Source organism: Citrobacter sp. A316, from assembly GCF_002042945.1.
In the GTDB taxonomy this organism is placed as follows: domain Bacteria; phylum Pseudomonadota; class Gammaproteobacteria; order Enterobacterales; family Enterobacteriaceae; genus Citrobacter; species Citrobacter portucalensis.
The window spans coordinates 24,408-49,656 of record NZ_MVFZ01000026.1 but is presented as its reverse complement, the minus strand read 5'-3'; the positions used below and the strand labels follow the sequence as shown (position 1 = coordinate 49,656).

Sequence of the window (25,249 nt, the reverse complement as noted above, 5' to 3'; positions counted from 1 at the left end):
AGTTTTGGATAGAAACCATTAAAAACAGTTAAGTACTGGTAAGTAGTGGCGGAGAGAGGGGGATTTGAACCCCCGGTAGAGTTGCCCCTACTCCGGTTTTCGAGACCGGTCCATTCAGCCGCTCTGGCATCTCTCCGTTTTGGCGGTTGCCATGATGCCAGGTAATTTGGCATTTTAACAGACCCAGTTCCGTCAATTTCGTTCAAGTGACGAGTTTGCGAGCAAAACGATGATTAAGTGGCCCTGGAAAGAGCAAGAAACAACCCGGAGTGACGACTGGCCGTGGGACGACGCCCTGGCAATCCCCCTTCTGGTGAATCTCACCGAGCAAGAACAAGCCAGACTTATCGCCCTGGCCGAGCGCTTTTTACAGCAAAAAAGATTGGTAGCGCTTCAGGGGTTTGAACTGGCCCCACTAAAAAGTGCACGCATTGCGCTACTTTTCTGTTTGCCTGTCCTGGAATTGGGGATCGAGTGGCTCGACGGGTTTCATGAAGTTCTCATCTACCCTGCCCCGTTTGTCGTAGACGATGAATGGGAAGACGATATTGGGCTGGTGCATAACCAACGCGTTGTACAGTCCGGACAGAGCTGGCAGCAAGGTCCGATAATCCTTAACTGGCTCGACATTCAGGATTCCTTTGATGCCTCCGGATTTAATCTGATCATCCATGAAGTGGCGCATAAGCTCGATATGCGTAATGGCGATCGTGCCAGCGGTGTTCCGGCGATCCCTCTGCGCGATATCGCCGGTTGGGAGCACGACCTGCATGCCGCAATGAATAACATTCAGGATGAAATTGATCTGGTCGGTGACACCGCGTGCAGTATAGATGCCTACGCAGCGACCGATCCTGCCGAATGCTTTGCCGTTTTATCGGAGTATTTCTTCAGCGCCCCTGAATTATTTGCGCCGCGTTTTCCGGCCTTATGGCAGCGTTTCATTCAGTTTTACCGCCAGAACCCCATGGAGCGGTTACGTGATAGCCGCTAAGGTAGTCATTATCGCTCACCGAATGTGCATTAACGCTGAATTTGAAGATTAATTAACCAATTGAAATGACGTGTTAATTTTACTGTTGACACCTCAGGGTGAGGTCAGTAATATGCGCCTCGTTCACACGATTCCTCTGTAGTTCAGTCGGTAGAACGGCGGACTGTTAATCCGTATGTCACTGGTTCGAGTCCAGTCAGAGGAGCCACATTTAAGAAGCCTGCTTAGGAAACTAAGCAGGCTTTTTGCTTTTCAGGTCGCGATAAAATCCTCTCTCATAGGCACCCTGCATGCTCTGCACCACCGTTACATGCCGCATCACAACGTCGATTAAAGTTATGTAAATGTAAATCGTTTAAACTTTGCAATTATTGTAAGTGCTAGTGATTATCATTTATTGTACGCGAGCCAAAGGAACGAGCCCCCCGCTCGGTTCACTGTACGTTCCAATTACTCTGGGATATAAACGATGAATTCTCTGCCTCGCGCCGGACTGCGCCGTATCACACTTGCCTCTGCCCTGGTCTTCTCAGTTAGCCTACCGGCTTTCGCTCAGGAAACATTAACGCTCTATACCACCCGTGAACCGGGTCTAATCCAGCCTTTACTTGATAGCTGGACCAAAACCAGCGGCATCAAAGTCAGTACGGTCTATATCAAGGACGGTATGCTTGAGCGCGTTAAAGCTGAAGGTAAAAATTCACCTGCCGACCTGCTGATGACCGTCGATGCCGGTAATCTCATTGATTTAGTGGAAGCGGGTGTAACTCAGCCAGTAGAGTCAGAAGCACTGAAAACCGCTATTCCGGCTAATCTGCGCGGCGCAGATAATCAGTGGTTTGCGCTGTCGATGCGTGCCCGCGTGCTGTATGCCGAGAAGTCACTGCCAATCGATAACTGGCATTACGAACAACTCGCCAGTCCTGAGTACAAAGGTAAAGTCTGTATTCGTTCCGGACAGCACCCGTATAACACGGCGCTGATCGCTGCAATGATTGCTCATCACGGCGAAGCAAAGACCGAAGAATGGCTGCGTGGCGTGAAAGCTAACCTGGCGCGTAAAGCAACTGGTGGCGACCGCGATGTTGCTCGCGATATCCTCGGCGGCATTTGCGATATTGGTCTCGCCAACTCCTATTACGTCGGCCATATGAAAAACGCCAAAGAAGGCAGCGACGCGCGTCAATGGGGCGATGCGATTAAAGTCGTTAAACCCACCTTTGAAAATGGCGGTACACACGTCAACATCAGTGGTGCAGCTGTAGCCCGCTATGCGCCAAATAAAGCCGATGCCGTTAGGCTGATGGAATATCTGGTTTCCGCACCTGCCCAGCAGCAGTATGCGAAAGCGAACTTCGAATACCCGGTACTGAAAGGTGTGACGCTGGACCCGGTTATCAGCGCTACCATCGGTGAAATCGACGTCGATAAAACGCCGTTAACCGAAATAGTTAAATATCGTAAACAAGCTAGTCTGCTGGTAGATAAAGTTGGATTCGATCAATAAGCCTCTGCAGTTTCCGACGTTACGCGGCCTGGTTTCCGGGCCGCAGTCATTATTAACGCCGCTACATCTTGGCGCGCTGTGTGTCGCACTTGGCGTTCTGACACCGGTCATTGCGCTGATTTGGCAGGCGACCCAGTCCGATTTATCTCACTGGGATAATCTCCTGACGTATGTCCTGCCTGCTGCACTAAAAAATACCGTGCTGTTATTAGCCGGTGTCGCGGTGATGGTCGGCGTGATTGGCGTAGGCAGCGCATGGGCGGTAACGGCATGGGATTTTCCTGGCCGTAAAATACTTAGCTGGGCGTTACTGTTGCCGCTGGCGATGCCAACCTACATAGTCGCCTTTGCGTGGCTCGATCTGCTGCATCCTATTGGTCCCCTGCAAACCTTTATCCGTTTTTTACTGGGTTTTGACAGCCCAAGACAGTTCCGGCTGCCAGATTTGCGTTCACTTTCCGGCGCAATCATCCTGCTCGGATTAGTGCTGTACCCATACGTGTATCTGACAACCCGCGCTATGTTTATCAGCCAGCCGGCCCATTTACTGGAAGCCGCACGCACGCTGGGATGCAGCGCGACCGGAACCTTTTTTCGTGTTGCCTTGCCCATGGCCCGTCCGGCACTGGCCGTTGGGATCAGCCTGGCACTGCTGGAAACGCTCAACGATATTGGCGCATCAGAGTTTCTCGGGGTACAGACGTTAACCGTTACCGTGTACACCACGTGGATCTCGCGTTCTGATTTATCTGCCGCGGCACAAATTGCCTGCATGATGCTGATGTTTATATTCCTTATTTTGACGCTGGAATTTTATGGCCGCAGAAAACAAGGATTCAGCAGCCGCAGCCTGCGGGATATACAACCTACACGCGTACAGGGCTGGCGTGGCTGGCTGCTCGGTGGCGTTATTTCACTGCCGGTTGTGCTGGGTTTTCTGGCTCCGGTACTGTTTTTAATGTGGGAAAGCGCCAAACGCATAGGCGATGAGAACCCCCTTTCCTCTTCGTTGCTGTCAGCGTTGCAAAATACGCTATCGCTGGCGGCGGGAATTACGCTGGTGGTGGTTTGCGTCAGTATACTGGTGGCCTGGAGCGCGCGTCATAGCGCCGCAGACAACGCCATGCCGGGATTCCGTCGCGGCGTGATGCGTCTGGCCTCTTTAGGCTATGCGGTTCCCGGCACAATTCTGGCGATTGGTTTTTTAACCCCCGCCATGGCTGTTGACCGCTGGCTGGCAGATTTACTGGATGTTCGCGGCCTGCCGCTGATGTCCGCCGGGATCCTGCTGGTAATTTGTTGTGCCATGCGATTCCAGGCGATTGCCATTGGCGCGCTGGATTCTGGTCTGGGTCGCATTCCCCCCTCGCTGGAACAGGCATCTCGTCTGTTGGGTGAGAATGGTGCGGGGACGTTTGCACGGGTCCATTTCCCATTGCTGCGCCCGGCATTAGTCAGCAGCGCCCTGCTGGTTTTTGCTGATGCCATGAAAGAACTACCAACAACGTTGCTTTTGCGCCCGGTCAACTTTGAAACGCTGGCAACGTTGCTGTATGCGGAAGCCGCACGTGGAACCTATGAAGAAGGTGCTATCGCCGCGCTAATGATTGTTTTAGCTGGCACGCTACCGGTTATTTTGTTGGTGCGTCACCAAATGACTCGCCGTGGTTAAGAGAGCAACAATGTCAGAAATTGCATTACGACTCCAGGATGTACACGTTGCTTATGGCAACAGCCAGCAATCGGTACTGAGCGGATTTTCAATGTCGGTACGTAAAGGCGAGATCGCCTGTCTGCTGGGCGCTTCAGGCTGCGGAAAAACCACGGTACTACGCGCCGTTGCCGGATTTGAACGCCTGAAAAATGGCGAGATCTATGTGTCACAGCGCCGTGTTGCCGGTCCCGGCGTTCATCTGCCACCGGAAAAACGTCATGTCGGCATGGTCTTCCAGGAATATGCGTTATTCCCCCATCTGACCGCGCAGCAAAATGTGGCTTTTGGACTGCGCCGCATGCCGCGTGAGGAACAACAGGCCAGAGTGACCGAGCTGTTGAAAATGGTGGAGTTACACAGCCATGCCAACCGCTATCCGCATGAACTTTCCGGCGGACAGCAACAGCGTATCGCCCTTGCGCGCGCGTTGGCGCCACATCCGGAAATCCTGTTGCTGGATGAACCCTTCTCCAGCCTTGATAAGCGCACGCGTGAGCGTCTTGGCAACGAGGTACGGGATATTTTGCGCGCCGCCGGGCAAACGGCGCTGCTGGTTACCCACAGTGAACACGAAGCCCAACTAATGGCTGACCATATTGGCGTGGTAAAAATGGGGCAGTATCAACTTAAAAAAGCGACCCATCCGACCTGAAGTTCAACTGGGTCGCCCTGAAAATTAATAATGCGTCTGTACCAGGCTGATGTTCACCGGCATACCGGAGCGCCTTTCCAGTGCCTGACTTCCGCGACTCACATCCACGTCATCCCCGCTGATAAAAGTGCGCAGAGCGGGAGTGACTGGCAAAGGTACCTTTCTGTCAGACTCGTATTCCGAACGATTTCGTGACAGGGGCTCATGGACTTCCACCCAGCGACTACCGTCCGGCTCTTCGCTGTATTTCACCGGTCGGTCAATTAATTGTACACGCGTCCCTACAGGCACCGTATCAAACAGGTACTTGATGTCGTCATTCCGCAAACGGATACACCCCTGGCTTACCCGCAGACCAATACCGAAATTGGCATTTGTCCCGTGAATGGCATAAAGCCTGCCGATATAGATTGCATACAGGCCCATCGGATTTTCTGGCCCCGCAGGAACAAATGCAGGCAAGCTTTCCCCGCGAGCAGCGTATTCGCGCCGGGTATTTGGCGTTGGTGTCCAGCTTGGTGCTTCCTGCTTACGTTCTACCGCCGTCACCCAGTTACGCGGCGTTTCTCTACCCGCCTGACCAATGCCAATGGGTAAAACCTCAACTGTGTTGCTGCCAGCAGGATAATAGTAAAGACGCATCTCGGCGACGTTGATGACAATCCCCTCGCGCACGGTATCCGGTAATATCAGTTGCTGCGGCACAACCAGCGTTGAACCCGATTTAGGCAAAAAAACATCGACGCCGGGATTGGCTTCAAGCATATTGCTCAACCCCTGCCCGTACTGAGCGGCAAACGCCTCCAGCGGCCTGGTATTTTCAGGTGGAACCGTAATGGTCAAAGGGTTACCCACCAGGCGACTCCCCTCTGGCGGCAGCGGATAACTCACCGCCTGCGCGCCCTGACTCGCAAGCAGCATAATGAGTGAACAAAGCAGTTTTACACGACGCATCTTTTTCCTTTCCTTCGTCGCAGCAGATATCCGTTGAGTATAGCTTTTATTATCTGTTTTAGTGGGTTACGACATATTTGCGCATAAAAAAACCTCGCCATCAGGCGAGGTTCAGGTTGAGCGATAACTACGCTTCCTTACCATCCGGAAGCACGATGTTACTGGCAGCTAGCTGCCCCATGTTGGTGTACATTGCACAGGCAGCTTCAATAATCGGCATCGCCAGCGCGGCCCCGCTACCTTCGCCCAAACGCATCCCCATATTCAGATACGGATCCAATTCAAGATGCGCCAGCGCGGTGCGGGCGCCCTTCTCAGCGGAGAAATGTGACGGGATAAGGTAGGGTTTAATCTGCGGTGCAATCTGGCAGGCCGCCAGCGCAGCGGAATACGAAAGAAAACCATCCAGCACAACCGGCAGGCCACAGGAGGCCGCCCCCAACATTACCCCTGCCATGCCGACAAGATCGAATCCACCAACTTTCGCCAACACATCGACACCGTCATGGCGATCCGGTTGATTGACGGCAATTGCCCGGCGCACAACGTCTACCTTATTCCCCACCCGAGAAAGAGGAAGGTTAGCACCAATACCCACGACTTCCTCGGCATCGCTGCCGGTCAGCACACTGACAATAGCCGCCGCAGGTGTAGTATTTGCCATACCAAGCTCACCGACGCCAAACAGCGTTACACCATCTTTTGCCAGTTCATGGGTATAGCGAATGACTTCCAGCAACAGCTCTTCGGCCTGCGAACGGCTCATTGCCGGGCCTTCGGCTATATTGCCGCAGCCGCGTGCCACACGCATATTCACCACACCGGGAATAGGTTCAGCATCAATCCCGACATCTATCACATGAACCTTCGCCCCCGCCTGAGCGGCCAGCACGCAGACGCCGGTGGTTCCACGCGTCATATTGGCAGCCTGTATAGCCGTGACGATTTTAGGCGAAACGGCAACCCCTTCATCCCACACGCCGTGATCGGCGCACATTACCAGCATCGCTTTGCCATTCACATGCGGGGTGCCTTTCAGGCCAGGCATCCCGGCCAGTTGCACAGCGAGAGATTCGAGCCGCCCCAAACTTCCCGGCGGCTTAAGCAAGCCGTCGATATGATGCTGCGCGCGCAGCATCGCGGCACTGTCAGGTGATGGGATCGCGCGGAGTAAAGAGGTTAACGTCTGCATAAGGGTTCCAGTATGTAGGCTGACTCAGAGCAGAGCCAGCAAGAAAATCAACTCGCCAAGTTCAATGGCAGCGCCCAGCGTATCGCCGGTTTGCCCACCCAACGTGCGTTTTAATAACTGCCCAAGAATAAAAATCGCCACCATTGTGACAACCAGCGCTGCCACGCCGCGCATGCCGGGAAGCAGCACGGCGGCAAGGATCGCTGCTAATCCCAACGTAACGCAGGTTTGACGCCCAGTGACTTTGCCTATAAAAACGTTGCCCAGCCCTTCTTCACGGGCATAGCGATGCCGATACATCAGCAACACCGCGGTTCCTCGCCCGGCGACACATGCCGCTGCCAGCGCGGCCAGCATAGGCGTACCACGCAAAGCCAGTTCGCTCACCACCAGCACTTTCGCCAGTAAAACGAAAATTAACGCCAGTCCACCGTGGGTTCCCAGACGACTGTCGCGCATGATTTCCAGCATCCGCTCGCGTCGGCGGGCCGAAAAAATACCGTCACAGGTATCCGCCAGACCATCCAGATGAAATCCCCCGGTCAGCAGCGCCAGCGTCAGCACCGCAAAAAGGGCCGCCAACGGAATACCGCACCAGGGCTGGAGCGCCATAAAGACCAGCCCCGTCAGCCCTCCCAACACGACGCCAATCAGGGGAAACACCACAATACCGCGCGAATAGTGCTCGAAATCCAGTCCTTGCGACCAGCGAGCAGGAACGGGCAAGCGACTGATAAAAGAGAGCATTGCCCAGAACAACTTACTCATTTAATTTTGACTCCAATTCCTGATACCACCAGCCAGACCTCATCCGCTGCCGCCGCCAGTCGCTGGTTCACGCGTCCTGCAATATCACGAAAATGCCGCGCCAGACGGTTCTCCGGCACAATCCCCATTCCCACTTCGTTAGTGACCAACACGATCTTTGCCGGGCAACGCTGACAGGCTGCGATCAGCGAACGGATTTCATCTTCGATAGACTGCTCCATCGCCGCGTAATCCCAGCTGTCCGGATCGCTGTCACCGCCCAGCGCAAACAGCAGGTTGGTCACCATCGTGGTGATGCATTCCAGCAGAATGGCTTCATGAGGATCGTTCGCGGCCGTGATCAGTTCATCAAGATGTTGCCAACGTTCGGCTGTACGCCAGTGCGCAGGACGTCCATCGCGATGATGCTGAATTCGTGCAGCCATCTCCTCATCAAAAATCTGCGAAGTCGCGATATACAAAACGTTTGGGGAATCAGCAATCAGCGCTTCCGCATGCCGACTCTTACCGCTTCGTGCGCCGCCAGTAACCAGAATCATCATACTGGCTCCCGGTGTTGCTGCATGATGGTATAAATTTTCTCAATATCGATGTGTTGCCGCATCGCATCCGCCAGCAGATCAAACTGCTGCGATTTATATTGCGCGTAATGGAAGGTGGAATCCAGCGGAGCTAACCCTTTACGTTCTCGCAGGCCATTGACCAACGCACGGGTGAAATCATCGCTGTCGAAAAGACCGTGAAGATAGGTGCCGAACGCCAGACCATCCGGAGTAACCGCGCCGTCAACAACGTTGCCGCCGTCTTTGTGCAACGTCATCACCGACCGGCATTCTTCAGTTAACGTCGTTTCGCCCATATGAATTTCATAACCGCGAACGGATAACCCCGCCGTGCCCGCCAGCCAGTCAGGCAGCGATGAAGACATTTGTCCCTCAACCAGGGTCGTGGTTTTGTGCTGGGCAAAATGGGTAACTGTATTGAGCAAGCCCAGCCCCGGCAGCGTCCCGAGTCCCGACTCTACTTCATCAATGATGGTATCGCCGAGCATTTGATAGCCGCCGCAAATCCCCACCACCGGTACGTTATTACGATGTAATTGCACGACGCCATGTGCCATCCCGCTTTCACGCAGCCACACCAGATCGCCAAGGGTATTTTTGCTACCCGGCAAAATCACCAGATCGGCCCCCGCCAGCTCTTCAGGCTGACGAACATAGCGCACGCGCACATCCGGCTGCGCAGCAAGCGCATTGAAATCAGTAAAGTTAGATATGTGCGGAATTTGAACAACGGCGATGTCGATGTCGCGTTTGTCAGTGCGCAAATACTTGCCCTTTTGCAGCGCAACGCCATCTTCATCTTCCAGATCAACATCCAGCCATGGCATCACGCCCAGAACCGGAACACCGGTCAGCGCTTCAATTTGCTCAATACCGGAGTGCAGCAGCGTCACATCACCGCGAAACTTATTGATGATCACCCCTTTTACCCGCGCGCGTTCGTGATCGTGCAACAGCACCAGCGTGCCGTAAATGGAAGCAAACACTCCGCCACGATCGATATCCGCCACCAGAACGACAGGACACTGCGCCATCTCTGCCATACCCATATTGACGATATCGCGATCGCGCAGGTTAATCTCTGCCGGGCTCCCCGCCCCCTCCAGCACCAGCACATCGAACTCCTGCGCCAGGCTGTTATAAACTGACAGGATCTGTTCCCGCAGACGCGGTTTGTACTCGTGGTAACTCACCGCGTCCATATCGGTCGCCACTTTGCCCATCAGCACTACCTGCGCTTTTCGATCGCTGGTCGGTTTAAGCAGCACCGGGTTCATACGCACATCTGGCGTAATGCCAGCAGCCTCAGCCTGAAAAATTTGCGCGCGGCCCATCTCTTTTCCCTCTGGCGTAATGCCAGAGTTCAGCGCCATGTTCTGCGATTTGAACGGCGCGGTATGCAGTCCATCCTGATAAAAAATACGACACAGCCCGGCGACCAATACGCTTTTACCCACATCAGATGCCGTTCCCTGCAACATTATTGCCTGCGTCATGACGCCTCCTTCAGCGCGTTCTCTCGCATACAACTAAAAAATTCAGCCTCTGTTTTACACAGCGGGAAGCCCAGCTCAGTATGCAGCTTCACCAGCCAGGGCTGAGTTAATCCTGCTTGTTCAATAAGATCCGTACGGGCGAAAACGTCGCCTGGCGCGCCGTGCGTGAGTACTTCACCCCGGCGTAAAACGTACACCGCATCGCTGACTTCATAGATTAGATCGATATCATGGCTGGAGATAACCACATGATTTCCTTGCGCTACAATACGTTTGATTATCTCAATCATCTGCGTGCGGCCTGATGGGTCAAGGCCCGCGGTGGGTTCATCCAGCAGCAAATACTGCGCCTGTAACACCAACGCGCCGGCAATCGCCACACGTTTTTTTTGCCCATGGCTTAGGCACTGAATAGGCTGATGGCGGAAATGCTGAGCGTCGACCAGCGTGAGCGCATCTTCTACACGACGGGAGATTTCGGCCTCATCCACGCCAAGATTGCGCAGGCTAAAGGCGATATCGCTGTCGATATCGGTATAAAAAATTTGCTGATCGGGGTCCTGAAAGACGGTTGCTACCTGCTGACGCAGCGCCAGCAGGCCGCGCTTGCTGTAATCCAGCGGTTTGCCCTGCCACATCACCGCCCCTTGCTGTGGCCGCAGTAAGCCACTCAGGTTCATAAACAGCGTGGATTTCCCGCAGCCATTAGCACCGACCAACCCGGTGACGGCATGCGTAGAAAAGTCCAATGTTAGCCCTTTGAGGATCGGGTCATCCTGATAGCGAAACCAAAGCGCTGAGGTGGCAAGCATACTTTTCCTTACAGGTGAAAATCACCCTGATACAGTTTGATATCCAGCGTGGTGGTCATTTGCTGGTAGCGGATCAACACGCGGGTAAACAGTAATCCCACCAACATTGCCAGAGAGCGGTAGCCCAACGGCAAGCTACGATAACCAAAACGCAGCGTTTGTGCGCGATGAATAGCCAGCGCCTCGTCTAACAGGATAAAAATAAACCGCCAGGTCAGCAGGATCTGCTCAGTTAGCAGGCGAGGAACGTGCGCGCGTTTGAGTAAGATAATTAATTGCGGAAACGGCAGATTCAGTACCAGCCAGAAGGTTGCCGCCAGCGCGGCAAGGCTACGCCAGAACGTTTCATTCGCGGTCACCAGACCTGGTGCGCTGATCCCCAACCAGTAACTTCCCACAGGTATGCTGGCCAACAGCGTCTGTGGATCGCGGCTGATGCTAAACAAAATTGTCACAACGCCAACCGCCAGAAAACCAAACGGTAATGCCATCCAACGGCACCAGCGCCAGACGGAAATACGCAGTAGCCAGCAGCTCAGCGCGGCAATAAGTAAAAGCTCAATACTCTGCCCCAACGGGGGCAGAGTAAACGCCAGAATCATCATCACCAACCAGAGCAGAAATTTCCGCACCGGCGAGACATGAACCCAACGGCTTTGATAGCTAAGCCTGTCAAGCCCGGTCATCACGGCGTTGCCTACCCTTGGTATAACCCAGGATATAGAAAATCACGGCTGCGCCCAGCGATCCCTGGAGTGTAAACAGCAGACTTTCAATTTCACCGCTTGCGGGTTCATATAACGGCTGGAACCAGGGTTCATAGTGCGGGGCAATTGCCTGAATCTGACTTTCCGCCTCACCGTCTGAACCGCCGTACTCCCCACCGTGGTTGATAAAGAACGGCAGGATCACCAGCGCCACTACCATGCCCAATATAATCAGCGTCTTTTTCATCGTTAATGCCCTTGTGCGGTTATCAACTGGCGTTTGGTTAGCTGATCGTAAATCAGCACGGTGAGTAACCCTTCCGCAATCGCAATTGGGATCTGCGTCAGGCAGAAAATCCCCATGAACTTAATGATTGAGCCGGTAGCGCCAGCGGACGGATCCGGAAACGCAACGCCCAGCTGTACCGAGGTCACGAAATAGGTGACGAGATCCGCCAGCATCGCACACAGGAAGACGCAGACATCACGACGCAACCCGGCGCGGCAGGCCATTTTCCACACCATGTAACCCACTACTGGGCCAATTACCGCCATCGACATGCCGTTCGCGCCGAGGGTCGTTAAACCACCGTGTGCCAACAGCAGAGCCTGGAACAGCAGAACAATCGCTCCAAGGATGGCTACCACGCCCGGTCCAAACAGGATAACCGCCAGGCCTACACCGGTAGGATGTGAGCAGCTTCCGGTAACAGAAGGAATTTTCAGCGCCGACAGCACAAAAATAAAGGCGCCACACAGGGCCAGCAAAACCTTCTGGTGGTTATCCTCTTGCACGATTTGACGCAAACGTACCAGCCCGTACCACAGGCAGGGTAAAAACAGCAGCCACCAGGCCAGCGCCCACATTGGCGGCAAGAAACCTTCCATGATGTGCATGGCGAACGCTTGTTCAGGAACAATCATTAGTAATAGCGCCGCAGCCAACCCGCTGAAAGACAGCTGTTTTAGCTGTTGTTCAAGCTTCATTGTGCATACTCCCACTGTTTATTGACCAGAATGGTCGAGAAATAAGGCAGCGGCTGATCGTCGCTCACCTCGTCGAGATGACGCCAGCACTGCTCACCTGGCAGCGTGGCTTCAGACATCATTAATGCGCAGTCCAACAAACCCTCTTGTTGCAGCAGTGCTTTGATACGCGCAAAACGACCGTACACTTTCATCAACACCAGGCTGTCATGCTGTTTTAACGCTTGCTGGATTTCCGCTTCCGGCGCGGTACAGGAGACCACCGCCAGTGACTGCTGCTCCATAGCGAGCGGCGTTTTTGAACGCGCAGCAATCGCCGCGAAAGACGTGACGCCAGGAACGATTTCCAGCCAGTCAGGACAACCAATACGCTGAAGTAAAAAGACCCAGGTGCTGAACAGCATCGCATCGCCGAGAGTAATAAACCCCACCTGCTTACCGGCTTCGACTTCCTGAACCAGCGCGGCAGCAACTTCATCCCAGACGGCCTCTTTTTCAGCGCTGTCGGCACTCATGGGAAAATGGCAGCAACGGACTTCGGTCTGCTCGCCGATATACTCACGTACAATCGACAATGCCAGACTGTCGCCGCCTTTACGCCCGGCAGGCGCATAGAGAATATCCAGCGCGCCCAGCGTGCGTGCCGCACGCACGGTAATCAGGTCGGAAGCACCTGGCCCGGTGCTCAGTGCATACAGTTTTCCGCTCATGCAGCTTCCTCCAGCGCCACATTAAGCGCCTGCTGTAAATGTGCCACGAACATGGCGCGAACCGCTGGATTCTCACCCAGACCACTAAGCCACGGCGTAGCCGGGATCCCTGCTGCATTGAACAACGTTTTCCAGGAATCGTCTTCGTCGGAGGCCATGTCGTTGATGGCATGGTCGCCAGCGACTAACATCAGCGGCATCAGATGCACCGCCGTCACCCCTTCCTGAGATAAACTTTCAATTAGCACATCCACTTCCGGGTAGCTTTCCACCGCCCCAACCCGCGCCGGAAAGCGCTGCGCCGTCATCATGTGGTCGAGACAGGCATAGGCGGCAAAAGCATGGTGGCTGGCGCCGTGCCCCATAAACACCACTTTTTCATTTTCACCAAGCGTCGGCATCTGCTGTTGCAGCGCCAGCATCAGCTGGGCGTAATCTTCATGGCTGCTCAGCAGCGGTACACCCAGCGTCAGGCGTGAAAACAGCGGACGCATACTTTGCACTTCGCGGACAATTTTTTCGTATTCGTCGCCATTGATAATGTGCAGCGACTGAATAGCCACATCCTGATACCCCTGCTCCGCCAGTTTTTGCAGCGCCTGCAGCGGCGTGTCGATTTCAATGCCGTCGCGCTGCTTGAGCTTGCGGATTATCATCCCGGAGGTAAACGCCCGGAACAGGTCGCGGTCAGGGCAACTGGCTGCGAGATCGCGCTCACAGGCCACAATATTTTTCTCGCAGGTGTCGTGATAGCTGGTGCCAAAGCTGACCACCAGAAGCGCCTTTTTCATCTCAAACTCCTTAAACAGCGGCCAGCCAGCGCGTTAATCGCGCCCCAAAGGCGGCCTGACTTTCCAGTAACTCTTCTCCCGTCACCAACGGCGCCGGACGTGTAATCACGATGCAGGGGATTCCGGCATCCAGACAGGGTTGAACCTTTTCCTGATAACCACCTTCAGCGCCTGAAGCCTTAGTGATCACCACATCAGCCTGACACTGGCGATAAAACGCGGCGTTGAACTCGGCGCTAAACGGTCCGCACAGTGCGAAAATTTCACCGACGCCAAATCCCAGATCCGCGCATTGCTGAATGACCTCAGGAACAGGCAGAACACGCGCCAGCAACGTTTTTTCAGGCAACCCTTCGCGCCAGATAGCCAGATCTTTACTGCCGGTCGTCAGCAGCACGCGATCGCCGAAGCGTCGCGCCACCTTACAGGCTTGCGGAATACTTTGTACGGTATACAGGTGCGGGTGGGTTAAGCCGCTCAACTGCTCAGGGCGCTGGTAGCGGCTCAGCAGTACGCCCGCCGCTTCGCAGGCGCTCATGATGTTACGGCTCACCACCTCGGCGTACGGATGAGAGGCATCGATCACCCAGCGCGTCCGATTTTCCTGTAGCCAGGCAATCATTTGTTCGCGCTCCAGACGCCCGCAGCGCACCTGGCCTTTGATGTCTCCCGCCAGCTGTTTACCTGTTGGGGTTGCAACTGACAGGGTGTAGGCCACGTTTGCCGCATCCAGTTGCTGGCACAGCATGCGCGCATCGCTGGTACCACCCATGACCAACACATCACCGTAATTCACAGCACATAACCTCGTGGTGTGATCATCAGGCCGTCCTGAACATAGGTTGTTTTGTTACCCACGATCACAAGGCTGGTCATATCAACCGGTTCGAAATCCATTTCACCGAGCGTGGTTAACCATTTTTCCTGCTTTTTACGTCCAGCAGACTTCACAATACCAACCGGCGTTTGTGCGCTTTTGCTGGCGGAAAGTAGCTCAAATGCGCGCGCCAGATGACCTTCGCGACCCCGACTGCGCGGGTTGTAGAAACAGATAACAAAGTCTGCTTCACCGGCGGCAATGATGCGTTTTTCGATAACCGGCCACGGCGTTAACAAGTCGCTTAAGCTGATGTGGCAGAAATCGTGCATCAACGGCGCGCCCAGCAAAGAGGCGGCGGCAATGCTGGCGGTCATGCCTGGGATTAGCCTGACCTCAACATCCAGCTTTTGCTTGCTGACCAGTTCGAGCACCAGCCCGGCCATACCGTAAATCCCCGCGTCACCGCTACTGATCAGCGCCACGTTGTGACCCGCCTGTGCCAGTTCGATCGCCGCCTGGCAGCGTTCAATCTCTTTGCACATCCCGGTTTTGATCACCTGTTTGTCACCCGTGAACGCTTTTACCAGATGGGTGTAGGTTTTATAGCCAACGATGATTTCCGCGGCCTGCAGTGCTTCAACGGCTTCCATGGTCATCATTGCCTGCGAGCCAGGGCCAATTCCAATTACGCTTAACATCAGTGTGAAACTCCCAAAGTGATAGTGACGCCCTGTTCTCGCAGGGTCTCGCCTAACAGTTTTCCGTGGCTCAACAGCCAGGCTGCAGGACCGGAAACGCTTCCTGTACCCACCGTTTTGCGAACAAACGATGAGGCCGGAAAACGATGTTCATGCTCACGCAGCGCGTCAGCAGTAAAGGTTTCGAAAGGAACGCGACAGCACGAAGCCAGTTGGATAAGACCCTGTTCATCTTTTTTCAGCGTGATGCTGCCAATCGCTTTTAGCGCCAACGGATCGAGCTGTTGGGCTTCAAGTTGCCGGGCAAGCAGCGCAGCCAGCAACGGGAACGGCGTATCACGGCGACAGCCAATTCCGGCCACAACCCGCTGTGGCACCAACTTCCAGTGCGTAACAGGCAGGTCAGGTAAATTGGTGCGTAAGGTGATGCACACCAACGCATCCAGTTCAGGGAGTTGGTTGAGATCGGTGACCGTAATAAATCCGCGCCGGTCACAATGACTGACATCCTGCGTCAGTTCGTCATCCCACCACAGACCAACCCGTTTATTGCTGACCAGCATCTGATTCACGATCTTCACCGCCGAACGGAAATCACTCATCCGGGCGTTGAGTTGAAATGCCAGCGTATCCAGTGCCGCCATATCGTTCACATCCGTCGCGGTGGTGATCACCGGGTCGGCACCCAACATGCCCGCCAGATAACGCGCCAACGCATTAGCACCGCCCGCGTGACCGGAGAGCAGGCTGATGACATGCTGGGCACGTTCATCAATGACCACCACTGCCGGATCGCAGAATTTGTCATTGACCAGCGGGGCCAGTACGCGCACCGCAATACCGGTCGCACCGATAAAAATCAGCGCCGAGTAATTCGTAAACGCTTCGCGGGCGGTATTTGCAAAGCTGTTTTCGAAGGGAATAAACCCCTCCTCCAGCAGCTTTTCACTGGTAAAACAGGTAACCGGCAGCATGGCTGCCAGACGTTTCGCCAGCACAACGCCGCCAGGAGTCAGGCAAAAAAGCGCAATTGATTCAGGCTTTACGGTATTCATGGCTAAAGTCCGCCGCATAGAGTTTGGAGTAGTGATACTCCGAGCCCAGGAAATTACCGACCAGAATAAGGGCCGTTTTACGGATGCCCGCATCGCGAACCTTGTCGCCAATATCCGCCAGGGTCCCGCGCACGGTCTGGCTTTCTGGCCAGGTCGCTTTATAGATCACCGCCACGGGAGTGGTCGCCGGATATCCGCCTTCAATCAGACGCTCGGCCACCCGATGAATACGCTGGACGGAAAGATAAATCGCCATTGATGTCTGATGGCTGGCAAAAGACTCCAGCTGTTCACCCTCTGGTACCGGGGTGCGGCCTTCCAGGCGCGTAATGATCAGGCTCTGTGAAACTTCGGGCACGGTATACTCGACACCCAGCTCTGCCGCCGCGCCGAGGAACGCGCTGACGCCGGGTACCACCTGCCAGTCAATCCCGCGTTTGGTCAGCTCCTCACCCTGCTCGCGTACGGAACCGTACAACGAGACATCGCCGGTTTGCAGACGCACAACGGTCTTACCCGCTTTCACACCAGCTTCCATCAGATCAAGGATCTGCTCCAGATGCAGTTCGGCACTGTCGTGACATTCAGCACCGGCAGGGCAATACTCCAGCAATTCCGTGTTAATCAGCGATCCGGCGTAGATAACAACCTGCGCCTGCTGTAGCAACCGGTAACCTTTGAGGGTAATCAGCTCGCGATCGCCAGGACCTGCGCCAACAAACCACACGCTACGGGGATCAAAAATCTCAGACATGGTTTCCTTCCTTCTGACAGGCGATAACAAATACGGGGTTATTCGGTTTGAAATAGTGACCACTGCCAAGCGTGGCAAGCGAGGAAACCTGTAACTGCAGGCAATCCACGCCCTGTACGCCAAGATGGTCCAGATGTGCCAGCGCGGTGTTGAGGTTTTCCTGGAGGATGAACGTCATCACCAAACGCCCTGCGGGATGCAATTGGCGCATCGACCAGTCAATCAGTTCGGTCAGATGGCCGCCGCTGCCGCCCATAAAAATGGCATCGGCTTTTTCAGCGATGGTCATGGGTGCAACGCCGGGAAAAATATCGATATTTGCGCAGGCAAAATGCTGGCGGTTTTCATCCAGCAACCTGAGTGCCGCCGGGTTGCGTTCGATGGCCGTTACACGTAATCCGGGATATTGCAACGCCGCCTCTATCGACACGCTGCCGGTTCCGGCACCAATATCAATCAGGTGACTGGCGCGGTGTAATTCAAGTTTTGAGAGGGCAAGTGCGCGTACCGCTTCTTTGGTCATCGGCACTTTCTCTCCACGCAAAAACAGCTCATCTTTCATCGAGGATCACCACTGCATTCATGTCATAGTCGGCGTTAACTTCACGCACAGGCAGGAAATGGATCTTTTCATTTTCCATCGCCAGGTTTTCGCCAATCACCATCCAGCGATGCCCCTTGCCTCGTGCAATGAGCTGCTGCGCGATTTGACGCGGGCCACACAGCGCATCAGTCACCATCGCCACCTTGTTATGTCGCGCCAGCTCATCAAAACAGACGCTGCGGCCATGGCTACTGGTCAGCCACATATCGTTCATATCAATACCGGACTGCGCGCACAGGTACTGCACCGCGCTAATGCCGGGAATAATCCGCACATTCTCAACACCAAAATGCGCCACCATGCGCGTCCCGATGCCATAAAACAGCGGATCGCCAGATGCCAGTACCACAATGTGTTGTTCCTGATGTGCGCTAATCCAGTTCAGGAGTTCCGGGATATTGGCGCCAAGAGCAAACTGTTCACCGGCAAAATCGGGGAATTGCTGCAAATGCCGCTTTCCACCGACCAGAACATCCGCCGTCGCAACAGCTTCTCGTGCCGCAGGTGTCATCAAATGCAAACCGGCGGGGCCCATCCCTACAACGGTTAACATTGCATCTCCTCCGCAATTTCTGCGACCGGGCGATTACTGCCAAGAACCTGATTATCAAAGGAAAACATGATGGCATCGCAGGTTGGGGGATTTTTGGTAAAGCGCAATGTTTGCAGGACGCGCATACAAATGCGCTGAGCCAGATGGTCATAAATGTGCTGGAAACCGTACGCGTCGATATGTTCCATCGCCGCTTCGGTGGTATCGCACTCGCTGACCAACGTCAGCAGATCCAGCGGTGCGCCAAGTAGCGCGAGGTGAGCCACCAGCGTTTCCATACGGGCATCGGCAATATGGCTATGGGTGTGGAAGATCCCCGCCGCGATTTTGACGAGCTTCCCGGGGTGTCCTACCAGCACGATTTGCCGGAATCCCAGACGCACGGCTTCTTCAATCATGTAGCCGACGAAGTTGCTCATGGTGACCACAACCTGAGAGTCGATACCCATCTGCTCGCGCACAAAACGCTCACCGTGGTTTCCCGGCACCAGTACGACACGCTCCAGCCCAGCCGCCCGCTTAATTTCCAGCTCCAGCGACAGTGAACGTTTCCAGCTCTCTTCCGACATCGGCGTGACAATACCCGTGGTGCCGATAATCGAAATGCCACCCAGAATGCCAAGGCGGGAGTTGTAGGTTTTTTGCGCCCGTTCTTCGCCTTCTGGTGCGAAGATTTCAATCTGCGCCCCACGATTTGGGCCAATCGCTTCGCGGACGGCAGATTCAATGGTCTGGCGAGGTGTACGGTTAATCGCCGAACTGCCCACCGGCAGGCCAATCCCTTTGCGGGTTACCGTACCGACCCCTTCGCCGCCCTGTATGGCAATCACGCCACTATCGTCTAACGTCACGCGGGCAAAAATCAGCATGCCGTGGGTGGCGTCCACATCATCACCACCGTCTTTGCGGATGGCAGCTATCGCCTGTTGCCCTTCGATATGCGGTGACTCCACGTTCAGGCACAGCGTCACCCCGGAAGGCGTCACGATGGAAACCTGATGGATGAGGTGTTGGCGCAATACCATTAGCGCTGCTACTTTTGCCGCCGCCGTGGCGCACGATCCCGTGGTATATCCTTTACGCAGCGCTTTACCGTTGTGCCACACCGGCGTATCGAAGGCCTCGCTCATCGCGCCCCCTGCATGTGATAAAGCATGGCGTTGACGATAGCGGCGGCGACGTTGCTTCCCCCTTTACGGCCTAACGCTGCAATGGCGGGCAAATTGCTTTGGGTCAGGGCATCTTTCGACTCTTCTGCACCAACGAACCCAACCGGTACACCCACCACACCGCTGACGGCAACATCATGCTCAAGCAGGCGGAACAGCGCAGTCGGCGCGTTGCCAAAGACAAACAGCTTTTCCCCCTCTTCCTTCACCGCAATGTCGACAGCAGCCATGGACCGGGTAATCCCCTGCTCTTTTGCCGTACGCACAACCCGCGGGTCGCTGATGTAGCAGCGGCATTCACCGCCGAATTTTGCCAGCAGCGTTTTATTGATCCCGGAAAGTGCCATCGTGGTGTCGGTATAAATCACGCTCGAACGGCTAAGCGCGGCACAAAACTGCTCCAGCACATCACTGGAAAACCACAGAATGTCCAGCCAGTCGAAATCCGCCGTCGTGTGAATGACCCGCTTGATAATGGCTTCATGTAACGGACTGGCAAACTGATAGTCCGGACGGGTTTCACGGATGATCTCGCCAATAATGTCGAAACTTTTGGCTTCAATCGCCTGGGGTTGCTGGATATATTGCATTATGTTGTCCTCAGGCTACACCGACCCACAGCCACCGCAGCGCAATAAACAGCGCCAGTGCCAGCGTCGATGCCACCCACATCAGTCGAATCGTATGGGAAATGTCGTCTACCGAAATGTCGCGTTGTGCATCACCGATCCACGGTTTCTCAACGCGCTCGCCAAAGTAGTCATTAGGACCACCCAGACGAATGCCTAATGCCCCGGCTACGGATGCCTCTGACCATGCACAGTTTGGGCTGCTGTGGTTGTAGCGATCGCGCCAGCCAATCTGTAAAGCTCGCGAGCCGTCTTTACGGCATAAAAATGCCGCCACGCCCAGCAGCAGCCAGCTCAGTCTTGCAGGAATAAAGTTCGCGACATCGTCCAGACGCGCGCTGACCATACCAATAGCGCGGTATTTTTCATGTTTGTAACCCACCATGGAGTCAAGGGTGTTTACCGCTTTGTAGGCCATCGCCAGGGGCGCACCGCCAAGAAGGAGAAAGAACAGCGGCGCGATAATGCCGTCTACGGTGTTTTCAGCCACGGTTTCCACCACCGCGCGATTGATCTGCTGCGGTTGCAGTTGTGAGGTATCACGCCCCACAATCCACGATAGTTTTTCCCGACTTTCAGCAAGGTCACCGGCCCGTAGCGGACGTTCGACATCCTGCGCGGCGTTTGCCAGGCAGCGCCCGGCCAGCACGGTAAAGATCATCCACACCTCTACCACCCAGCCCAGCCAGGGATGAATAGATTCTGCCAGCGCCAGCACACCCCAGGACACAGACCAGGTCAGACCAACCACCACAATCCACATCACCGCACCGCCGATGCGCAGCGCACGGTCGCTATGGCAATAACGCCGAACAATTCGCTGCACGGCAGAAATCAGATTGCCAATCCAGCGCACCGGATGCGGCCAGTTCTGCGGATCACCGATGATAAAATCAAGCAGCCAGGCAACACACCACGCCAGGATCGTCATAGCGCGCTCCTCGCAGCGGCCAGCCAGTGGTTAAGCATCTGCGGACGTTGGGCAAAATGAACGTGTAAATAGCTGGCGAAGGTGTTTCCGACCTGCCAGCCGCCGGACCAGGCTTGCAGCGTTTTACCATCGCGCACTTTGCGACAGTTCATCACCGCTGGTGTTTCAGGGGTAAAATCGGAATAGTGGAATTCATGTCCGCGCAGCACTTCGCCTTCTGCTGCTAACAATGTTTGCTGTGCGGCCTGCGCTTCACAGTAGCCAAATCGGGTCAGACGTTTCCCCATTTTGCTGTGGCCGGGAATAATATCCGCCATCAGCCAGGTATCGCCGTTGCTGTCCTCAAGCGAACTGCCGAGATACATCAACCCCCCGCACTCTGCATAAATCGCGACGCCACGTTGATGTGCCGCTCGCAGTTGCTTCAGCATCGGGACATTGCGAGCCAGCGCCGCAGCGTGTAGCTCAGGATATCCGCCACCTAACCAGATCATCTGACAGTCGGGTAAGCAGGTGTCGTGCAGCGGGCTAAAACGAACAATATTAAGCCCCGTACGTTCCAGCAGCGTAATGTTGTCCGGGTAGTAGAAGTTGAAGGCTTCGTCATCGGCAATTGCAAGCGTTAGCCCTGCTCCGGCGTCTGCGGCAGGTAGCGTAGGCCATTCACCAGCAGGAAGAACGGTTGACTGGCTTAATGTCAGCAGCGCGTCAATATCAAGGGTTTGCTCCAGCGTCGCGGCAAAAGCCTGCCACGGTTGCTGATTGATAACCGACTCACGTGCAGTTACTAAACCCAGATGTCGTTCGGGAAGGGCAACCCCATCCATACGGGGTACGAAACCTAAGACGGGTATATCGCAGTAACGTTCGATTGCGACTTTCAGTAACTGGTAATGCGTTTCGCTGTTAACCCGATTAACAATAACGCCGGCGATGTTCAGGGTGGGATCAAAATGCTGAAAACCCATTACCGTTGCGGCGATTGAGGTGGAAACGGCTTTGCCATCAACCAGTAAGATGACCGGACAGCCTAACTGTTTAGCCATCGCGGCGGTGCTGCAGTAGTTTGGGTCAGTACCATAGCCGTCATACAGCCCCATCACACCTTCAATAACGGCGATATCCGCATGTTGCATCTGCTCGTTGAATAGCGCGTTCAGCGTGGGGATGGGAAGCATGAAGCTATCAAGATTGCGGGAAGCGGTGCCGCATACCGCTGTATGCCAGCCGGTATCAAGGTAATCAGGACCCACTTTGCAAGGCTGGACGCGCAAACCGCGTTTTTTCAACAAGCTCAACAAGCCCAGCGTCACCGTGGTTTTACCACAGCCGCTTCCGGTACCTGCAAGAACAAATGCGTGAAAATTGGCCGCCATACCCTGATCCTGTTCAGGGTGGTAGGGGTGTAGAGATACCCAGTCTCTCGACTGTATGCATCTGAACCACCCACTTCCCACCGAAGTTGTTGGTAGTCACTGACAGGCAGGTCTTCTGGCTTAGCGTCATCCTCACCCGTCCTTCCCAATCTTGCGATCAGTGGTCCATACGGGGTCGTCAGCATCACAGCAGCGGGGGCTGCGGGGGATTCTCACCCCCTTCCCTACCACAAATGTGGCAAACCTGTCAGTTCAAGAGCCTGGTTAATTAAGCTCTTTGTTATGAGGTAAATTCACGACCTCATGACAATAATTCAATTTAATATCTTTCCGAGTTCATTCAGCCAATTTTCTGGCCTTATCACACTTATTCATACGTTCACTTTTTGAATGAAAGTATCAGCTAAGAATAAAGAAAGTCATTCACACAGACACTGTATCTCATCACAAAAATAAAAACTGGTGCAGTTTATCCCTCTAATGCCATTATTTTGTTGCGCTATGACAATTTATTGACTGCTGTTGTTAAATTTCATTTTATAATGACTGACATAGCGCCCTATATCAAAAATCGGCAATAGCAAAATATTGCTATTTAAGCGGATTCATCGCGTGAAATGACATTTATTTGCTGACGAAATGCCTGCGGCGTAACCTGATAGGTCTGGCGGAAAACTTTGCAAAAATAACTTGTTTGCGAAAAGCCTAAATTACGCGCAATGCTGGCTATGCTCCAGTCACTGTGACAAAGCAACTCTTTGGCACTGGCCATTCTTTGTTGATTTACCCATGCGTTAAAACCAATACCCTGATATTTTTTGAACAATTTGCTGAAATAGTACGGGCTAAGGAAAACATGAGAGGCAACATCTTCCAGACGCAGCTCATCTGATAAATGTGCATCAATGTAGCGCAGGGCTTTTTTCATTTTACTGTCATGGGGGTTGGTACTGCGGTTAGCGCGTACCGGCTCTGATTGCTGCGGGTTATCTTTGATAACAACAAAATTGAGTTGTTTCTTAAGGCAATTTTCGACGATGAGCTTGAGTAAATCCGCTGAGGCAATGACTCGAGAATAGTCCATCTCAGGTACATTACGGAACTCGTTGACCAGTTCGGGATCTGCTTGCCAGCGGTCATCGACGTTCAGAATATCAACGAGGCCTACATCGTTACTTAAGCGTACTTGTCCACAAAGCACGAACCCTACCAGGTGTCCCGCGATGACCAGCGGAATTGAGAAATCGGTAAGCCCGGCATGGCAGCGATAAATGCAGGGTTGATCGGATTTAGAGGCTTCCAACCCTCCACAGCGGTCGCTCATACGACAACGCGTACTATGCTGAGGATGCTGGCGCATCAACTGGCAAAAAGGAGTGAAATTAAAAAGCTCAGAAATTTCATCACCGTGAATATTGACAACCACAACAGCCAGACTGGTGGCCTGTGCAAAATCCTGTGCGATTTTATTAATGAGTTCTGAGTTCAGGGCACTCGCAGAAATCATGATAAAACCTCTCAGTTAATTTATTGTTATAAATAAAACATATTATTCACACATTCATTTTCATCTCGCGATCCGGCGCGCTGATGAAAGTAAGCATTGAACATAACAAAAGTCTCCCATTCTTGGGAGACTTTTTAAGTCGTTCAGGAAACCGGATCACGAAAACAGTTTTTACCTTTCAATAATAAACATCTTTCGTGAAGCTAGCTCTCGTTATCCTCCAACTTACACGAATTACACGGTAAATTTTTGCCAATAAAATAACGATAAATTGCTGCGCCCGCACAGGCGCCAATGATGGGAGCCACAATCGGCACGATGAAATAAGGGATATCGCGCCCACCGGTCATCGCAACATCACCCCACCCGGCCATCCAGGCGAACAATTTAGGACCAAAGTCACGTGCCGGGTTCATCGCAAAGCCGGTAAGTGGACCGGTGGATGCGCCGATAACAGCAACCAGGATACCAATCAGCAATGGTGCTAACGGGCCTTTTGGAACACCGTTACCGTCGTCCGTTAGCGCCATAATCATCCCCATCAGAATGGAGGTAATCACCACTTCGACCAGTGCGGCCTGCCAGACACTCAGTACGGCGGCAGGATACGTGCTAAAAATGCTGGCAAGCTGCAGGCTTTCCAGACTGCCGCGCACCATTTGGTGGGCTGATTCATACTCAATAAATAAACTGCCGTACAACAAATAGGCCAGCATAGCGCCACCAAAGGCACCCGCTATCTGAGCGACGGAATAAGGCAATACTTTACGCCCCGGAAAACAGGCAAACAACCAAAGTGCGATGGTAATAGCGGGATTGAGATGGGCCCCAGAAATCCCGGCTGTCAGGTAAACTGCAAGCGAGATCCCCAAGCCCCATATGATGCAGATCTCCCACAATCCCAAACTGGCACCCGCGACTTTCAGGGCGCTCAGGCACCCAATACCAAAAAACAAAAATAGCCCGGTACCCAAAAATTCAGCAATACATTGCGCTCTTAGTGAATCGTTCATTGTGACACCTTCTAAGCAGAGTTCGTGTCTTTACCAGCGGACTCCTTGCTGGCAGGAAGATTACTTCAAGGCTTACTATAAAAATCTGTATCGGCAAATTGTTGGCAATCTGCAAGCGACATGCTCTTCAAAATCGTGTTGTGATAGCAAATTCTTGCTATCACCTTTATTAAAACAGGCGATAAAACGAGGTTCTCCCCCATTAAAAGTATATTTTCAAAATAATAAAATATTGCGAACAGCAGAATTCCATTTTCAAACGATCATCACAATTTCATTTTTCTCGCATAGCA

Annotated in this window: 27 protein-coding genes, 2 tRNA genes and 1 riboswitch; of the genes, 5 read left to right on the top strand and 24 right to left on the bottom strand. The window is 53.8% G+C overall.

All coding sequences use genetic code 11. The features are described from left to right. Window positions 1–46: 46 nt before the first annotated feature. Window positions 47–136, bottom strand: a tRNA-Ser gene (locus BZK41_RS24145). 93 nt (window positions 137–229) lie between these two features. On the opposite strand from BZK41_RS24145, the gene mtfA reads away from it, so the two are divergent. The 5 genes from mtfA to BZK41_RS24120 all read left to right on the top strand — a co-directional run bounded on the left by mtfA (window position 230) and on the right by BZK41_RS24120 (window position 4,867). After that, a complete protein-coding gene (mtfA, locus tag BZK41_RS24140; RefSeq protein WP_079939858.1) occupies window positions 230–994 on the top strand; it encodes a DgsA anti-repressor MtfA in 765 nt (254 codons plus the stop codon). Between the two features lie 132 nt (window positions 995–1,126). Continuing rightward, window positions 1,127–1,202, top strand: a tRNA-Asn gene (locus BZK41_RS24135). 261 nt (window positions 1,203–1,463) lie between these two features. Next, complete coding sequence (locus tag BZK41_RS24130; protein WP_079939857.1) at window positions 1,464–2,501, top strand: extracellular solute-binding protein; 1,038 nt, start codon at window positions 1,464–1,466, stop codon at window positions 2,499–2,501. Then, a complete protein-coding gene (locus tag BZK41_RS24125) occupies window positions 2,485–4,173 on the top strand; it encodes an iron ABC transporter permease (RefSeq protein ID WP_079939856.1) in 1,689 nt (562 codons plus the stop codon). Before BZK41_RS24130 ends, BZK41_RS24125 begins: the two co-directional genes overlap by 17 nt. Window positions 4,174–4,183: 10 nt before the next feature. Next, complete coding sequence (locus tag BZK41_RS24120; protein WP_079939855.1) at window positions 4,184–4,867, top strand: ABC transporter ATP-binding protein; 684 nt, start codon at window positions 4,184–4,186, stop codon at window positions 4,865–4,867. A gap of 24 nt (window positions 4,868–4,891) precedes the next feature. Here the strand turns inward: BZK41_RS24120 and ldtA are convergent, their stop codons facing one another. The 23 genes from ldtA to pduF all read right to left on the bottom strand — a co-directional run bounded on the left by ldtA (window position 4,892) and on the right by pduF (window position 24,956). Next, on the bottom strand, window positions 4,892–5,821 hold the full coding sequence (gene ldtA, locus BZK41_RS24115) for a L,D-transpeptidase (RefSeq protein WP_079939854.1): 930 nt from the start codon (window positions 5,819–5,821) through the stop codon (window positions 4,892–4,894). A gap of 127 nt (window positions 5,822–5,948) precedes the next feature. Continuing rightward, window positions 5,949–7,013, bottom strand: a complete 1,065-nt coding sequence (gene cobT / locus BZK41_RS24110; protein WP_079939853.1) for a nicotinate-nucleotide--dimethylbenzimidazole phosphoribosyltransferase — start codon at window positions 7,011–7,013, stop codon at window positions 5,949–5,951. A gap of 24 nt (window positions 7,014–7,037) precedes the next feature. After that, the gene (gene cobS, locus BZK41_RS24105) at window positions 7,038–7,781 is read right to left on the bottom strand and encodes an adenosylcobinamide-GDP ribazoletransferase (protein WP_079939852.1); all 744 of its coding nucleotides are present in this window, start codon (window positions 7,779–7,781) and stop codon (window positions 7,038–7,040) included. Further along, on the bottom strand, window positions 7,778–8,323 hold the full coding sequence (gene cobU, locus BZK41_RS24100; RefSeq protein WP_079939851.1) for a bifunctional adenosylcobinamide kinase/adenosylcobinamide-phosphate guanylyltransferase: 546 nt from the start codon (window positions 8,321–8,323) through the stop codon (window positions 7,778–7,780). Before cobU ends, cobS begins: the two co-directional genes overlap by 4 nt. After that, complete coding sequence (locus BZK41_RS24095) at window positions 8,320–9,840, bottom strand: cobyric acid synthase (protein WP_079939850.1); 1,521 nt, start codon at window positions 9,838–9,840, stop codon at window positions 8,320–8,322. The genes cobU and BZK41_RS24095 overlap by 4 nt, the downstream gene beginning before the upstream one ends. Next, window positions 9,837–10,652, bottom strand: a complete 816-nt coding sequence (locus BZK41_RS24090; protein WP_079939849.1) for an energy-coupling factor ABC transporter ATP-binding protein — start codon at window positions 10,650–10,652, stop codon at window positions 9,837–9,839. Before BZK41_RS24090 ends, BZK41_RS24095 begins: the two co-directional genes overlap by 4 nt. An 8-nt stretch (window positions 10,653–10,660) precedes the next feature. Then, complete coding sequence (locus BZK41_RS24085) at window positions 10,661–11,338, bottom strand: energy-coupling factor ABC transporter transmembrane protein (protein ID WP_079939848.1); 678 nt, start codon at window positions 11,336–11,338, stop codon at window positions 10,661–10,663. Next, window positions 11,325–11,606, bottom strand: coding sequence for an energy-coupling factor ABC transporter substrate-binding protein (locus tag BZK41_RS24080; RefSeq protein WP_003030289.1), 282 nt, complete (start codon window positions 11,604–11,606; stop codon window positions 11,325–11,327). The genes BZK41_RS24085 and BZK41_RS24080 overlap by 14 nt, the downstream gene beginning before the upstream one ends. A 2-nt stretch (window positions 11,607–11,608) precedes the next feature. Next, window positions 11,609–12,346 carry a cobalt ECF transporter S component CbiM gene (gene cbiM / locus BZK41_RS24075; protein WP_003834098.1) on the bottom strand — a complete coding sequence of 246 codons (738 nt, stop codon included), beginning with the start codon at window positions 12,344–12,346 and terminating at the stop codon, window positions 11,609–11,611. Next, entirely contained in the window at window positions 12,343–13,056 is a 714-nt protein-coding gene (locus tag BZK41_RS24070) for a cobalt-factor II C(20)-methyltransferase (RefSeq protein WP_003834099.1), read from the bottom strand. Before BZK41_RS24070 ends, cbiM begins: the two co-directional genes overlap by 4 nt. Beyond that, the gene (locus BZK41_RS24065; RefSeq protein ID WP_079939847.1) at window positions 13,053–13,847 is read right to left on the bottom strand and encodes a sirohydrochlorin cobaltochelatase; all 795 of its coding nucleotides are present in this window, start codon (window positions 13,845–13,847) and stop codon (window positions 13,053–13,055) included. The genes BZK41_RS24070 and BZK41_RS24065 overlap by 4 nt, the downstream gene beginning before the upstream one ends. Before the next feature lie 10 nt (window positions 13,848–13,857). Beyond that, complete coding sequence (locus BZK41_RS24060; RefSeq protein WP_079939846.1) at window positions 13,858–14,643, bottom strand: cobalt-precorrin-6A reductase; 786 nt, start codon at window positions 14,641–14,643, stop codon at window positions 13,858–13,860. Beyond that, window positions 14,640–15,365 (bottom strand): precorrin-3B C(17)-methyltransferase, encoded by a 726-nt coding sequence (locus tag BZK41_RS24055; RefSeq protein ID WP_032943891.1) that lies wholly within the window; start codon window positions 15,363–15,365, stop codon window positions 14,640–14,642. Before BZK41_RS24055 ends, BZK41_RS24060 begins: the two co-directional genes overlap by 4 nt. Further along, window positions 15,365–16,420, bottom strand: coding sequence for a cobalt-precorrin 5A hydrolase (gene cbiG / locus BZK41_RS24050; RefSeq protein ID WP_079939845.1), 1,056 nt, complete (start codon window positions 16,418–16,420; stop codon window positions 15,365–15,367). The genes BZK41_RS24055 and cbiG overlap by 1 nt, the downstream gene beginning before the upstream one ends. Continuing rightward, entirely contained in the window at window positions 16,401–17,174 is a 774-nt protein-coding gene (locus BZK41_RS24045) for a cobalt-precorrin-4 methyltransferase (protein WP_079939844.1), read from the bottom strand. Before BZK41_RS24045 ends, cbiG begins: the two co-directional genes overlap by 20 nt. Continuing rightward, a complete protein-coding gene (locus tag BZK41_RS24040) occupies window positions 17,167–17,736 on the bottom strand; it encodes a decarboxylating cobalt-precorrin-6B (C(15))-methyltransferase (protein WP_043016815.1) in 570 nt (189 codons plus the stop codon). The genes BZK41_RS24045 and BZK41_RS24040 overlap by 8 nt, the downstream gene beginning before the upstream one ends. Continuing rightward, window positions 17,726–18,331, bottom strand: a complete 606-nt coding sequence (locus BZK41_RS24035; RefSeq protein WP_079939843.1) for a cobalt-precorrin-7 (C(5))-methyltransferase — start codon at window positions 18,329–18,331, stop codon at window positions 17,726–17,728. Before BZK41_RS24035 ends, BZK41_RS24040 begins: the two co-directional genes overlap by 11 nt. Continuing rightward, entirely contained in the window at window positions 18,325–19,461 is a 1,137-nt protein-coding gene (cbiD, locus tag BZK41_RS24030) for a cobalt-precorrin-5B (C(1))-methyltransferase CbiD (protein WP_079939842.1), read from the bottom strand. The genes BZK41_RS24035 and cbiD overlap by 7 nt, the downstream gene beginning before the upstream one ends. Further along, window positions 19,458–20,090 (bottom strand): cobalt-precorrin-8 methylmutase, encoded by a 633-nt coding sequence (locus tag BZK41_RS24025; protein ID WP_008785140.1) that lies wholly within the window; start codon window positions 20,088–20,090, stop codon window positions 19,458–19,460. The genes cbiD and BZK41_RS24025 overlap by 4 nt, the downstream gene beginning before the upstream one ends. A 10-nt stretch (window positions 20,091–20,100) precedes the next feature. After that, on the bottom strand, window positions 20,101–21,060 hold the full coding sequence (gene cbiB, locus BZK41_RS24020; RefSeq protein ID WP_079939841.1) for an adenosylcobinamide-phosphate synthase CbiB: 960 nt from the start codon (window positions 21,058–21,060) through the stop codon (window positions 20,101–20,103). Continuing rightward, complete coding sequence (locus tag BZK41_RS24015) at window positions 21,057–22,436, bottom strand: cobyrinate a,c-diamide synthase (protein WP_079939840.1); 1,380 nt, start codon at window positions 22,434–22,436, stop codon at window positions 21,057–21,059. The genes cbiB and BZK41_RS24015 overlap by 4 nt, the downstream gene beginning before the upstream one ends. A gap of 87 nt (window positions 22,437–22,523) precedes the next feature. Further along, a riboswitch (cobalamin riboswitch) is annotated at window positions 22,524–22,699 on the bottom strand. Window positions 22,700–23,031: 332 nt separating this feature from the next. Continuing rightward, on the bottom strand, window positions 23,032–23,943 hold the full coding sequence (gene pocR, locus BZK41_RS24010) for a regulatory protein PocR (RefSeq protein ID WP_079939839.1): 912 nt from the start codon (window positions 23,941–23,943) through the stop codon (window positions 23,032–23,034). A 203-nt stretch (window positions 23,944–24,146) separates the two neighbouring features. After that, window positions 24,147–24,956, bottom strand: a complete 810-nt coding sequence (gene pduF, locus BZK41_RS24005; protein WP_079939838.1) for a propanediol diffusion facilitator PduF — start codon at window positions 24,954–24,956, stop codon at window positions 24,147–24,149. Window positions 24,957–25,249: the final 293 nt, after the last annotated feature.